Below are 11388 nucleotides of genomic sequence, written 5' to 3' on the forward strand. Positions count from 1 at the left end.
AAATCCTAGCGTGCCGGTTGACGGACGTACGCCGTACATGTACAACGTACGTTAGCGGACGTACACAGTACGTTTTTCGATTCCGAACGACATACAAAGGACTCCCGATGCACACCGAGACAACACCTGAGGAGGACGCCGTGCCCAGACAGGAGCTGCACGCCAGACCCGAGAGCCACCGCCTGATGAGGGCGGCCATCCACACCGCGTATGGCCCTCCCGAGGCGGCCCTCCAGCTGCAGCAGCTGCCCCGCCCCAGCGCAGGTCCTGGCGAGGTGCTCGTCAGGGTGACGGCCTCCTCGGTCAACCCCGCCGACCTCTATCGGACCACCGGCCGGCCGTGGGTGGGCCGGATCGGCGGCGGACTCCGCCGGCCCTCCCGGCCGGTTCCAGGCGTCGACCTCGCCGGGGTCGTCGACGACGTCGGGGACGGCGTCACGACGTTCGCGCCAGGGGACGCCGTCTTCGGGTGGGTCCGGGGCGGCGCGTACGCCGAGTACGCCGTGGTTCCCGCTGATCAGTTGACGATCCGTCCCGCCGAGATCACCGACGTGCAGGCGGGGGCGGTGGCCATCGCCGGCATGACCGCGCTCCAGGGGCTCCGCGACCACGGCAAGGTCACCGACGGCACGCGCGTGCTGATCAATGGTGCATCGGGTGGCGTCGGTACCTTTGCCGTGCAGATCGCCCGTGCGCTCGGCGCCCACGTCACCGCGGTCTGCAGCACCCGCAACGTCGAGCAGGCCGAGCGGCTCGGCGCCGATCGTGTGGTGGACTACCGAACGCAGGACCTCTCGGTCCTGGCCGACGGCTCCGTCGACGTGCTCTTCGACGTCGCCAGCTCGATCCCCTCCGCCGAGGTCGGTCGGCTGCTGTCGCCGCGTGGACGTCGCGTCATCGTAGGCGGAAACGTCGAGCGCAACCGCGTGATCGGCCCGCTCGGGCCGACGCTGCGCGCCCTGCTCCGCTTCGCGCTGTCCAAGCGACGCGTGGTGGTCTTCGTCTCCACGGAGAACCTCCCCGACCTCGAAGAACTGGCCCGTCTGATGGCCGACGGCGCCGTGACACCGGTCGTCGAGCACACCTGGCCACTGACCCAACTGGTGGACGCGATAGATGAGATCGGAGGCGGCCGTGCACGCGCGAAGCTGGGCATCACCATCTGAGGCAGCGCCGAGGGACGCCGCCATCGCCACGGTCGGACTCGGTCGAGACTTCGGGACCACGACCGCGGTCCGCAGCATCGATCTGACCATCGCCGACGGGGAGATCTACGGCCTCCTCGGCGCCAACGGCGCGGGCAAGTCCACCACGGTGCGGATGCTGGTCACCCTCCTCCGCCCCTCCCGTGGCACGGCCACCGTCGCCGGTCACGACGTCGTCTCGGCCGCTGACCAGGTGCGCCTGCGCATCGGTGTGGCGCTGCAGGAGGCGGCTCTGGATCCCACCCAGACCGGCCGTGAGCTGCTGACCCTGCAGGCTCGTCTGTACGGACTGCGCGGTCGGACGGCAAGCCGGCGACTGGATGAGGTGGTCGGCCTGGTCGACCTCGGCGATGCCCTGTCGGCACGGGTGGCCACCTACTCCGGCGGCATGGCCCGTCGCCTGGACCTGGCGTGCGCCCTGATCCACCAGCCGTCGGTCCTCTTCCTCGACGAACCCACGACCGGCTTGGATCCCACCAGCAGGGCACGGGTGTGGGAGGAGGTGAGGCGGCTGAACGCAGCCGGCACCACTGTGCTGCTGACCACCCAGTACCTGGAGGAGGCAGACGCCCTCGCCGACCGCGTCGGGCTGATCGTCGACGGTCGACTTGCCGTCCAGGGCAGCCCCGGAGCGCTCAAGGAGGCCGTGCAGCCACACGTGTCCGGCCGCGCCGCAACCCTCGACGACGTCTTCCTCCACCACACCGCCCACACGGGTCGGCCGAGCCTGCCGGCTGCGGGGAGTGCCGCGTGAGCGCCGCACCACTCGCTCGCCCAGCCGGCGTCGCGTCCGACTTGATCACCGTCGCGGGTCGGGCGCTGCGACAGGCCCGACGCGACACCGAGGCGGTCATCCCGCCGGTCTTCGTCGGCGTCTTCTTCTACGCCGTCCAGGTCGGAATGCTCCAGGACGTCTTCGAGTCGCCCGGCGGGGGCGTCAGCGACTACCGCGCCTTCCTGCTGCCCATGGGCATTCTCTTCGCCGTGACCGGCGTGTCCCGGGCAACCGCCCTGGTCACCGACATCCAGGGCGGGTACTTCGACCGGATGCTGGTGACGCCGATTGCACGCCCGACGCTGCTGCTGGGCCTCATGGTCGCCGACCTCGTGGTCGTGGCAGGCGTTGCCGTCGCCGTGACCGCCGCCGGCCTGGCCATGGGGGTGGAGATCGCGACCGGGGTGGTCGGGATCGCTGCCTCCCTGGTGCTGTGGGGACTGTGGGCCCTCGCCTTCGCCGGCTTCCCCTACGCCGTTGCCCTCCGAACCGGCAACCCGGCCGCCGTCGGCTCGAGCTGGCTGCTGTTCATGCCCTTCACGTTCCTCTCCACGGCCTTCGTGCCGGAGGGAGCGATGACCGGTTGGATGGCCTCCGTGGTCGAGCTGAACCCGGTGACCCACCTGCTGGGTGCCCAGCGGGCGCTGGTCTCCGAGGGCTGGGCCTGGGCGACGATCGGCCGGGGTCTGCTGGCGACGGGGGCGGTCTTCGTGGTGACCTTCGGAGCAGCCATGGCCGCTCTCCGCCGGCGTCTGAGCCGGCACTGAGCGCTGCCGCCACGAGACCGCCGCTCGCTGAATGCGGCGCCACGATCGTCTAGCGTCCGGCCGGTGTCGTCTCACCCCGCGTCCGATCGTCGCCGCGGGCCGGCACCAGCATGAGCGAGTGGGCGCTGCTGGCACTCTGCGCGCTCACGATCGGGTTCAGCAAGACCGGGATCGCCGGTGTCGGGACCCTAGGCATCGTCGGGTTCGCCCTGGTCCTGCCTGCACGCGAGTCCACGGGTGCCGTCCTCCCTGTCCTGATCGCCGCTGACCTCGTGGCGATCACGGTGTACCGGCGAGATGCGGAGTGGCGGCTGCTCACCCGACTGGGACCGTGGGTGGCGGCAGGCCTGCTCATGGGCGTGGGCTACCTCGCGCAGGCCGATGACGAGCTGATCAGGATCACCCTTGGCGTGCTGGTGCTGATCGGGGTGGTCGTCACCGCCGTGGTGCTGCCCCGTCGGGAACACCTCGCCGAGGAGACCGAAGCCGGGCAGGCCGACCCACCACGACGGGGCCTGGCCGGGAGCGTCGGCGTCGCCGCCGGCTTCTCGACGATGGTGGCCAACGCCGGCGGCCCACCGATGGTGCTGTACCTGCTGTTCCAAGGGCTCCCCGTCAAGCGCTTCGTGGGCACCGCTGCGTGGTTCTTCTTCCTCGTCAACGTGGCCAAGCTGCCGTTCAGCTCCGGGCTCGGCATCCTCGACCTCGACGCCCTCACACGTGCCGCGACCCTCCTGCCCGCCATCGGCCTCGGCGCCTGGCTGGGCGTGGTCGTGATCAACCGGATCTCACGCAGGCTCTTCGAGAAGGTCGTGCTCCTCCTGGTGGCCCTGTCCGCCATCCCACTGCTCATCGGCTGACCAACCACTGCACGGCTATCCGTCGGGCTGTGCGAAGAGCCACTTCCGTGGCCGGATCTCCCACAGGACGACCGTGCCGACGTCGTCGTCCTCTGCCCGCTCGATGTTCCAGCCGTACTTCCGGTCGAAGGCGAGGACGACGTCGTCAGGCCGCTCGTCGGGATGGACCTCCACCACACCTTCCGCGACGACGGGGGCATCTCCGTCCTGCAGGGCGACGGACACGACCGGATTGGCGGTGACGTTGGCGGTCTTCACGTTGTCGGCACCCGTGCCGATCCAGAACCGCTGGCGGACGTAGACGAACCACACCGGCGTGAGGTGCGGCCGACCGTCGGGACGGGTGGTGGCGAGCCACACGTTGCGTTCGATCTCCAAGCGCTCCTCGACACTCATGCATCAACACTTCCCGGCGTCGGTGCATCCCACCCCCGGCCGAGCCGGGTCTCATCCCTGCCGGCTGGACCCTTGGCCGTCGCCGCTCACGGCGTGATAGTGAGACCTCCGCCGCTGTCACACGCCTCGTGAAGGATTCCGTCATGTTCGAGCCCGTCCCTGATCCGGAACTGCCGCAGCCGCCGTTCAGCATCGAGGTGGAGTTCATCGGTGGGCTGACCTTCACCCAACGCGCAGTGTTCGCGGAGGCGGCGGCGCGCTGGGAGGCCATCATCACCGAACCGCTGTCGACGGTCAGCGTCGGTGGACGAACCTTCGACGGCGTCGTCATCAGTGCCAGCGGCACCCGGATCGATGGTGAGGGGCGGATCCTGGGTCGTGCCGGTCCGACGATGCTCCGGCCAGACAGCCTGCTCCCCGCGACCGGCGTGATGGAGTTCGACACGGCCGATCTGGCAGCGCTCGAGGCGGACGGCAGCCTCGACGAGGTCATCGTCCACGAGATGGGACACGTCCTCGGCATCGGCACGTTGTGGCAGCCGGCTGGCCTGCTCGACGGACCGGGGGGCGCCGACCCGCGCTTTCGGGGTGTGCTGGCGACCGAGGAGTACGACGACCTCCTGGCCCCGGCGCCGGATCCCGAAACCGATACCGGCACCGACACACCGCTGATCCCGAACGGTCCGAGCGACCCGACAGCCGGGGTGCCGGTGGCGAACACCGGTGGTCCCGGAAGCCGTGACGGGCACTGGCGTGAGCTGGTCTTCGGAACGGAGCTGATGACCCCGTTCCTGGGAGCCGGGCCCCAGCCGCTGTCGCGACTGACCATCGCGTCGCTGGCCGACCTCGGCTACGTCGTCTCCTTCGACACCGCCGATCCCTACCGGCTGCCGAGTGCCACCGAACTGGCGCTCCGCGGCGTGGGCGACCCCGGCGCACGCCGCTGCCACCTGTCACACGAAGAGCGCTTCCCGCCGCCGATCGTCCTTCCAACATCCGCCCTGGTGTGACCACCTGATGGAGCGCGGCCGCCGAGTCCGACTGGTCGTCGTCGACCGGGACCGCGTGGTCCGCGGCGTGATCGAGGACCTCCGCGTGGCTGAGCCGTGGTGGCCGGAGACCGGGCCGATCCTGGACGTGGTCCCCGAGATCGTGGTCCTGCGTCTGCTGGATGCCACCCCCGACCCGGATGAGCCGATGGGCGGCCGCGTCACCTACCTGGTCCAACACGACGGGGTGGTCCCGCTTGACGGCGAGGGACCAGCCCAGGTGGCGGGCCACGCCGTGACGAGCCTCCCCACCGCTTGGGGCGCGGTCCTGGATGACCACCCGCTGCGCCAGCCGTGGGCGCGGGTGAATGGCCCCGCCGCGGATCTTCGCTGGGCCTCCTCGCACGTGGGACGCACCGGCCGGGCCAGACAGCACCGCACGTGGAACCTCTCCTCCATCTGGTCGTTGCCGACGACCGGAGGCGTGGCGTGGCTCAAGTGCGTCCCATCGTTCATGCAGCACGAGTCGGTCGTGCTCGCAGCACTCGCCGGGCAGGCCGTCCCCCGTCTGATCGCTGCCGCGGACCATCGTCAGCTGCTGGCGCCGATGCAGGGCGTGGATGGGTACGCGGCAACGGAGGACGACCAGCGCCGGATGCTGGCCGCGCTGGTGCGGCTCCAGCTCGACACCGTCGATCTGCTGCCAGGACTGCTGGCCGCCGGCGTACCGGACCGACGGACGCCGACGCTGCAGGAGGAGCTGCTCGCCTTCCTGGACCGCTTGGGCCGGGAGGGGCCCGAGTTGGCTCGGCTCCGCGAGGAGTTGCCCGGCCGCCTGGCGGCCGCTGAGGCCAGCGGACTCCCCGATGTGCTCGTCCACGGGGACGTCCATCCGGGGAACTGCAGGCTCGGGACCGATCCGCCGCTGTGGTTTGACTGGGGCGACAGCGTCGTGGGCCATCCGCTCCTGGATCTCGCCACGGCCGATCGGTTGCCAGCGGGCGTCCGTGCCTTCTGGCTCAGCCTCTGGGCCGATGCCGTACCGCACAGTCGTCCTGATCTGGCTTGGACGGCCCTCGAACCGGTTGCCCTCCTGCGCCAAGCCAGCGTGTATCAGGGCTTCCTCGACCGCATCGAACCCTCGGAGCGGATCTACCATGCCGATGATGTCGGCCGCTGGCTCAGGAAGGCCGAGGCAGCGATGCGACGACATTGGTCGTGAGCCTCACGGCTGGCGAAGCTCGAACGCCCCGATCTCCGTCGCCACCCCGTTCAGCAGCGCGTCGATCTGGTGGGTGCCCGGGTAGTGGGTCCGGGTCGACTGCTGGTTGAGGCGCACACGCTTGCGGACCGTCCGCTCCTCGCCGGGGTCGAGCTCCACCTCCGCGCCCTTGAACACCTTCGGGCTGGTACGACCGTCGGCCTTCACGAAGTGCAGCCGGAGGTCCAGCAGCCCGGCCCCCGGTTGATCCGAGGGGTTGTGCAGGGTCACTCGGATGTCGACCGCCTCGCCGATCACCAGCTCACTCGGTGCGACTTCGGCAGTCGCGATCGCAATCGGTGAGGCGGCGTGGAAGCCGAGCACGGCCAGCGCGTCAGCGTCGCCCTGCTTGATGAGCGTCCGCAGTGCGTGGCGGATCATCCAGCGTTCACGGAGGGCCTGCTGATCACCGGCACGGGCGGCGCGATGGTCGATGTCGGACCACCACCGCTGCGCAACCGCAACGACGGTGTCGGGGTGGTCCTTGGCGATGTCGTTGAGGTTGTTCGCCACCGAGCGTCGGACGTACTCCGAGGGGTCATGTCGCAGCTCCTCGAGCAGCGCCAGCACGGGGGCGGGATCCTCGATGAAGCTCCGCAGTCGAGGCGCCCAGGGCAGACGGGGCCGGCTCCCCTCCGACACCAGACGTCGCACATGCTCGTCGGGGTCGCCGGCCCAGCGGCGCAGCCGCGCCAACGTCGCATCTCGGTGCGGCCCCTCCAGGTAGCTGCGGATCGAGAACTCGGCGGTGAACCGAGTGGTGACCGCCTTCTGGAAGGCGAGCGCGGCCTCGAGGTGGTCGTGGCCGTGATCGGCCACGAAGAACACGAACGGCAGGTAGCGGAACGGCGCCATGCCCTCCTCCCCCGTCTCGGCCAGCGGTGGTCCAAAGGAGTCCTCGAGCACGGCCAGGGCCACTGCGCGATCGGCGGGGAGGTGATCGGCCATCACGGCCGCGACCTGCCGGGCCCGTGGCGTGAGCTCGAGGTCGTCGAACCCGGCACCCGCCGCCTCGGTGAAGGCGTCGGGGTCGAACGGGACCGAGGCCCGCGAGGCGGCGTCGTCGATCATGGTCGCGATCTCACGCACGACAGGGATGCCGAAGCTGTTCTTGAGGGGCTCAGCCATAGCTGCAGACGCTAACGGGGCCCGGTGACATCGCCTACCGCCGTGGCGCCACCGCCAGCAGCACCGGCACCGCCACCGCCAGGACCGTCCGTATCAGGTTCAGCTGGTTCCACGGTCCCTCGAACGCCGCGCGGGCCGCGGCCGCACCGCTCGGCGAGAGGTCGGTCACGATGGCCAGCGTGTTGTTGAGCGGGATGTTGCCCGCGAAGGTGATGCCGAGGACGGCGAGGTAGCACAGCAGCGCGGCCGCCGTCACCGCCACCATCCGGCGTCCCTGGTCACGGACGAGGACCAGCGCCGCGACCAGCACCGGCCCGGTGCCGAAGAAGATCGCCGCGAAGGGCGCGTTGCGGATGGTCTCGTTCACCGCTTGGAAGGTCTGGACGTAGGTCGCGTCATCAACCAGCTCGAGGCCGGGTAGGACCGAGATCTGGTAGGTGAAGAAGAACCCGGCCAGCATGCCGGAGAAGACCATCGCAACCCTGATCGGCCAGGTCTTGCGGGCCACGAGCAGGGGGAGTGCGGCAGACGGGCTCGCGGCGAGGTGGGTCGCCGGGGTGTGGGCCAGAGCGGTCATCGGAGTCTCGCTTTCAGTAATCGAACTAGTAGGTACGTTTCCTACTATCGTACGTGAGGGTACGGTTGTCAACCGATGGGAGATTCACGACGTGGGCGGCTGCCTGCTGCAGAGCGCGAGCAGCGCCGTCAGCAGGTCCTCGACGCAGCGTTCGCCGAGCTGCTCGATCAGGGCTTCGCCAAGGTCACGATGCTCGGCATCGCCGAGCGCGCTGGCGCCTCGAAGGAGACGCTGTACCGCTGGTTCGGCAGCCGTGACGGGCTGTTCAGCGCGATGATCCAGGCCAACGCCGACGCCTCGGCGGCCCGTGTCCGGGCGGCGCTGGACGAACCGGCCGATCCACGGCAAACGCTGATCGGCTTCGCCTCAGGGCTCCTCCGCTTGCTGACCGGCAGCCGATCGGTCGCCCTCAACCGGGCAGCCATGGAGTCCCCGGAGCTCGCCCGCCTGCTCCTCGAGTCCGGCCGACTGCGGGTCGGCCCGCTGGTCGAGCAGTACCTCTCACACCTTCGCGACGAGGGCGTCCTGGCCTTCGACGATGCCGAGGAGGCCTTCCGACTGCTCTACGGACTGACGATCAGCGACGCCCAGATCCGCGTGCTCCTGCATGACACCCCACCCACACCGGACGAGATCGAGCGCCGCGCGGCAGCGGCGGTCGATCAGTTCCTGGTCCTGCTCGCACCACGTGCGCGGTGAGCCCTCAGCGGCGGTCGGGCGGCGTGATCCGGTCCGCCTCCTGCAGCATCGCCGTCAGGCCGTCCAGGTCCAGGTCCTCGAGCCGCTTGAACGACACGTTGGCGGCGCCCAGCTTGACTGCGCCGAGCCGCTCGGCGTAGGCGTGACCGAGATAGGTCCCATCAGCGGCGGCGTTCACGTAGAGGCTGTAGGTCGCCTTCTGGCGGGCCAAGCCGACCAGGAACCACTCGACATCGGGCCCCTTGGGCCGAGACTGGACGATGTCGCCGTAGCCGATGATGGTCTGCTCCGAGCCGCCCCAGAACGTCCCCTCCCAGAGGACGCGCACACGCTCGGGCATCGCGGCGACGATCGTGTCGTCCACCGCGCGCATCACCTCCCCGGCCTCTCCGTCGAGTGACTCGAGGTAGGCATCGGGGGTGGTCTCACTGATCTCCACGATGCTGATCCTACGCCTGAGGGTGCACCGTCCGCCTACGGCGCCTCGGACCACGTCGAGCTCATCCGAGCCAGCGCGACCAGCATTCGGGCGTCGGCGACGGAGAATGCGACCGCGTGCGATCGCAGCCAGCGCACGACCCCCTTGACCGTCGTGACGTGGACGTCGGCCGGCATGCGCTCGATGGCCAGGTCGTCCTGCCCGTCGATGACCACGGCCGGGCTGACCACGATCGGCCGTCCGAACGCTCGGGAGAGGGCCGATGACGCCTCGTCTGCGGCAAATCGTGCATCGCCCAGGTGGCTCGTGGCCTGCCCGTCAACCAGGATCTGCAACTCCTCGACCAGCACTCGGCTGCCGCGGTGCTGCGTGGTCGAGAGCAGGAAGGCCCCCTGCTGACCGAGTAGCAGGTGCCGGATGCCCCCGTGAGCGGTGGCCTGCATCACGAACCAGTCCTCGCCCAGGCGCTCCAACCGACGGGACACCTGCGTGGCCAACTCGGCGTCGTCAGGACCCGTGGCGGCTGAGCCCCGCGGCCGACGAACCATCTGCAGCAGGCTGCGTGCCGAGGTGGAGGGCCCGTCGTGCGCGTCAGCCTCTCCCATCGCACGGGATCGTGGTGCGGCGATGCCGACCTGCCGCAACTGCGCCTCACCGAAGAGTTCAAGTGCACAGACGGCGCAGGTCAGCACGATGGTGTCGGTGCCTGACGTCCACAACTGGACCTCCGGGGGTACCGGACCAGTGCTGCGACGCAGCACGGCGTCCCCGAGGCACACCGGACACGTGACCCACTCGTCGTCCTCCCCCGTCGATCCGGTCATCGGCGCCGACGTGGCGGCGAGTGCTGCGTGACGGTCGCGAGCAAGTGCCACGCGTCTGGCCGTCGACCAGGCCAACCCGTCGGGATCCGGTCCGCGCAGCGCCGCGACGGCGTCGCCGAACGAGCCCCACAGTGCCTCCACCGACCGGTCGGGGCTGCTCCACACCGCCTCCACGACGTCCAACGCAGCGATCGTGAACTCGTCCAGGCCGTCAGCCACCGTCAACTCCACGCCCTGGCTGCGGACCTCGAACAGCGTCGTGGCCGCCTCGACGTCCAGACGGTTCGGCAGTCCCAGCTTGCGAAGGACGGTGATCGCCTGCGGCCCGTTGATGCTCCTGCGACCAAGCAGCTCCCTGCGGGCAGCAACACGGTCCTCCTCCGGCAGGAGATCCATGGCGGTGGCAGGGTCGCCGACCGGCTCCGACGGCGCTTCGCGCAGCAGCCGGAGGGCGCGGTCGCTCAGCTGCCCGGGCTTGCGGAACAGGTAGCGGGGGTCGTGGTCGGCGATGGCGGCCTTCGCGAGGTAGGAGGCCGCCGTGGACGCCGCGACCGCGAAGGCCAGTGGCTGGTCACGGCACAACTCGAGGATTCCGCGCTGGGCCGACTGCCGTCCGGTTCGGCGCAGCCGTTGCGCTACATCGGTCTCCGAGATCCCCACGGTCCTCCCCCATCGACAGCAACGCGACGATCCTGAAGGATCGCCGGGAACACCCGCTAGCGACGTCCTCCAAGGATCGAACCGAGCAGATCATCCAACCCGCCGCCGCCACCGGCCTTGCCGCCCAACTGGCCGAGGATGTCCCCGAGCCCACCGCCGCCGCCCGACGAGGACTCCTCACGCGAACGCGATCCCCCGAAGACGTCGCCCAGGATGTCGCCGATCTCGGCGTTCCGGCCACCGGTCGAGCCGCCCGGCCGACCGTCACCGCCGCTCGGCCCACCGCCCAGCACCGAGCCGAGGATGTCGCCGAGACCTCCGCCGCCACCCTCGGCCGGACGAGGCTGCCCGCCGCCGCCTTCGAACATCTTCCCAGCCAGGTAGCTCATCACCAGCGGCGCGAGCATCGGCAGCACCTTCGACATCAGGCCGCCGCCACTGCCGCCGAGGAACCCCTGCAGTTCGTTCTCGACGCGCCCTCGATCATCCCCGAAGACATGCCCGAGGATCTTCTGCCCGTCCGCGGCATCGACCCGGTCGAGTGGGTCGTCGTGCTCCAGGACAGCGGGGTCGTGGTCTCGCTGAACGGCGGTGGCCAGGCCCTGCCGTTGCTGCGGGTCACGGGCTTGGCGGGTCATGCCTGCCAGGAGCGTCGGCAGTGCCGCTTCGGCCGCCTCGCGGGCCGTCGCCTCATCGGTACCGAGCCGCTGGGCCAGTCGGCTGATGGACACGTTGGACAAGATCTCTTCGCTCGGCGTTGCCATTGACGGCTCCTCGGATCGTGTGGCTGGCATGGGGTCCAAGAATC

Annotated in this window: 13 protein-coding genes; 7 read left to right on the top strand and 6 right to left on the bottom strand. The window is 70.0% G+C overall.

What is annotated here, in order from left to right; genetic code table 11:
- Positions 1-107 precede the first annotated feature (107 nt).
- The 4 genes from C1746_RS01320 (at position 108) to C1746_RS01335 (ending at position 3607) form a co-directional block, all read left to right on the top strand.
- Positions 108-1166 (top strand): NAD(P)-dependent alcohol dehydrogenase, encoded by a 1059-nt coding sequence (locus tag C1746_RS01320; RefSeq protein WP_162867260.1) that lies wholly within the window; start codon positions 108-110, stop codon positions 1164-1166.
- Complete coding sequence (locus C1746_RS01325) at positions 1135-1959, top strand: ABC transporter ATP-binding protein (RefSeq protein ID WP_205711634.1); 825 nt, start codon at positions 1135-1137, stop codon at positions 1957-1959. The genes C1746_RS01320 and C1746_RS01325 overlap by 32 nt, the downstream gene beginning before the upstream one ends.
- Positions 1956-2747 (top strand): ABC transporter permease, encoded by a 792-nt coding sequence (locus tag C1746_RS01330; RefSeq protein ID WP_116712909.1) that lies wholly within the window; start codon positions 1956-1958, stop codon positions 2745-2747. The genes C1746_RS01325 and C1746_RS01330 overlap by 4 nt, the downstream gene beginning before the upstream one ends.
- Before the next feature lie 110 nt (positions 2748-2857).
- Positions 2858-3607, top strand: coding sequence for a sulfite exporter TauE/SafE family protein (locus C1746_RS01335; protein WP_116712910.1), 750 nt, complete (start codon positions 2858-2860; stop codon positions 3605-3607).
- Positions 3608-3622: 15 nt separating this feature from the next.
- Here the strand turns inward: C1746_RS01335 and C1746_RS01340 are convergent, their stop codons facing one another.
- A complete protein-coding gene (locus tag C1746_RS01340) occupies positions 3623-4003 on the bottom strand; it encodes a pyridoxamine 5'-phosphate oxidase family protein (RefSeq protein ID WP_116712911.1) in 381 nt (126 codons plus the stop codon).
- Positions 4004-4146: 143 nt separating this feature from the next.
- On the opposite strand from C1746_RS01340, the gene C1746_RS01345 reads away from it, so the two are divergent.
- Both C1746_RS01345 and C1746_RS01350 read left to right on the top strand, forming a co-directional pair.
- Positions 4147-5013, top strand: a complete 867-nt coding sequence (locus C1746_RS01345) for a M8 family metallopeptidase (protein ID WP_116712912.1) — start codon at positions 4147-4149, stop codon at positions 5011-5013.
- Between the two features lie 7 nt (positions 5014-5020).
- A complete protein-coding gene (locus C1746_RS01350) occupies positions 5021-6214 on the top strand; it encodes a phosphotransferase family protein (RefSeq protein WP_116712913.1) in 1194 nt (397 codons plus the stop codon).
- A 3-nt stretch (positions 6215-6217) separates the two neighbouring features.
- On the opposite strand, the gene C1746_RS01355 is transcribed toward C1746_RS01350, so the two are convergent.
- Together C1746_RS01355 and C1746_RS01360 are read right to left on the bottom strand one after the other, a co-directional pair.
- Positions 6218-7381 carry a DNA alkylation repair protein gene (locus tag C1746_RS01355; RefSeq protein WP_116712914.1) on the bottom strand — a complete coding sequence of 388 codons (1164 nt, stop codon included), beginning with the start codon at positions 7379-7381 and terminating at the stop codon, positions 6218-6220.
- 34 nt (positions 7382-7415) lie between these two features.
- Positions 7416-7958: an anthrone oxygenase family protein gene (locus C1746_RS01360; protein WP_116712915.1), complete on the bottom strand. Its 543-nt coding sequence runs from the start codon at positions 7956-7958 to the stop codon at positions 7416-7418.
- Between the two features lie 75 nt (positions 7959-8033).
- On the opposite strand from C1746_RS01360, the gene C1746_RS01365 reads away from it, so the two are divergent.
- Positions 8034-8657, top strand: a complete 624-nt coding sequence (locus C1746_RS01365) for a TetR/AcrR family transcriptional regulator (protein ID WP_116712916.1) — start codon at positions 8034-8036, stop codon at positions 8655-8657.
- A 4-nt stretch (positions 8658-8661) separates the two neighbouring features.
- On the opposite strand, the gene C1746_RS01370 is transcribed toward C1746_RS01365, so the two are convergent.
- From C1746_RS01370 to C1746_RS01380, 3 genes are read right to left on the bottom strand one after another with little or no spacing between them, the layout of a single operon-like run.
- The gene (locus C1746_RS01370; RefSeq protein WP_116712917.1) at positions 8662-9096 is read right to left on the bottom strand and encodes a DUF1801 domain-containing protein; all 435 of its coding nucleotides are present in this window, start codon (positions 9094-9096) and stop codon (positions 8662-8664) included.
- 35 nt (positions 9097-9131) lie between these two features.
- Positions 9132-10580: a hypothetical protein gene (locus C1746_RS01375; RefSeq protein WP_116712918.1), complete on the bottom strand. Its 1449-nt coding sequence runs from the start codon at positions 10578-10580 to the stop codon at positions 9132-9134.
- A 56-nt stretch (positions 10581-10636) separates the two neighbouring features.
- Positions 10637-11344, bottom strand: a complete 708-nt coding sequence (locus C1746_RS01380; RefSeq protein ID WP_116715519.1) for a DUF937 domain-containing protein — start codon at positions 11342-11344, stop codon at positions 10637-10639.
- Between the last annotated feature and the right edge of the window lie 44 nt (positions 11345-11388).

It is taken from the genome of Euzebya tangerina (assembly GCF_003074135.1).
Lineage (GTDB): Bacteria > Actinomycetota > Nitriliruptoria > Euzebyales > Euzebyaceae > Euzebya > Euzebya tangerina.